1 pseudogene is annotated in these 771 nt (G+C 66.3%); it reads left to right on the top strand.

Annotated features, from left to right (window positions below):
* Positions 1 to 498: 498 nt before the first annotated feature.
* Positions 499 to 771 (top strand): annotated as a pseudogene (locus LE548_RS44965) (hypothetical protein); the annotation flags it as partial.

Below are 771 nucleotides of genomic sequence, written 5' to 3'. Positions count from 1 at the left end.
GCACGGGCGGTCCGCCACCGCCTTGCGGGGATTCTTGAGGCCATGGCCGACTTCTCCGCCACGGTGGTCGTCGGCGTGCGTGCCCGGGCCAGGACCCGCATCACTGCACAGACTCACCGCCGCACCCCCGGCGGGGACGGCTGACACACCGCCACCCCGCAGTCTCCTGCGGCCCGCCTCCGGCACCTCCGGCGCCTTTGGCGCCTTTGGCACAGCCGATCCTTTAACACGGATCAATTCATGGATTTCGCAGCGACACACGGTCGGCAAGGGGTGAAGGGGCGTCAGCAGATCATCCGGAAGGACTAACCGACATTCAATAGGCCTTTTTTCCCGGCCACTTCATCTCCTGGTCGAAGGGGAGGCGGGGCCGTATATACCCCGATCGGCTCTCTGGCGCTCATCTTCCGATATGACTGATATGACAGCTGTGAGTAGTTTTGGTCGCAGTCGGCTGGCGAGCCGACATCTCCGAGATATCCAGACAGGAGAAGCGACATGAAGCTCGCTCGTTCCACCATGGTGACCGCAGGTGTCTCGGCCGCCGCGGCGCTCGCCGTGACCGGCATCACCTACGCCTCGGCGGCCCCCGCCCAGGCACCCCAGTCGGCCCCGGCCGCCGCCCCCGCGGCACCCGGCGACTCCGGACAGGGCAAGAGCAACAACAACAGCAACAACAACGAAGCACAGGGCAAGGGCAACGAAGGCAGGCGCGAGGAAGGCCGGCGCGAGGAAGGCCGGCGCCACGAAGGCCGGATCCTGGTCAACGAG

The organism is Streptomyces sp. CoH27 (assembly GCF_020181035.1).
Lineage (GTDB): Bacteria > Actinomycetota > Actinomycetes > Streptomycetales > Streptomycetaceae > Streptomyces > Streptomyces camelliae.
Note: the sequence above shows the minus strand (reverse complement) of the source record. Positions and strands in the feature narration are given on the sequence as shown.